The organism is Brachybacterium sp. AOP42-C2-15, assembly GCF_052377065.1.
GTDB lineage: Bacteria > Actinomycetota > Actinomycetes > Actinomycetales > Dermabacteraceae > Brachybacterium.
This window is the reverse complement of sequence record NZ_JBQSWK010000135.1, coordinates 1-277: the sequence shown is the minus strand read 5'-3', so window position 1 is coordinate 277 and position 277 is coordinate 1. Positions and strand designations below refer to the sequence as shown.

Sequence of the window (277 nt, the reverse complement as noted above, 5' to 3'; positions counted from 1 at the left end):
CGGTTCTCGCGGCGCTGGTGAGCAGGATACGCGTCCGGTAGTTCTCCGCGTTGCGGAATCCGCGGCCGGTGCGTTTGATGTTCTTGATGCCGGTGTTGCCCGCTTCGACCTTCGCGGTGGTTGCGCCGGTGACGATGAGGACCTCGATGGCGTCCCACCAGGTCACGACGGTGTCGTAGAGCTTCGTGGCCTCGGGCATGTTCGCGATCTGGACGAAGTAGCCCATCCGCATCCGCTCCTGCCAGGCCTGGGCGAGAGTGTCGGTGGCCAGCAGGCG

The 277-nt window shown here is 65.7% G+C and carries 1 protein-coding gene; it reads right to left on the bottom strand.

The features are described from left to right. The coding region (locus ACT3SQ_RS19365; protein WP_444601637.1) for a transposase at positions 1–277 on the bottom strand (277 nt) is incomplete at both ends.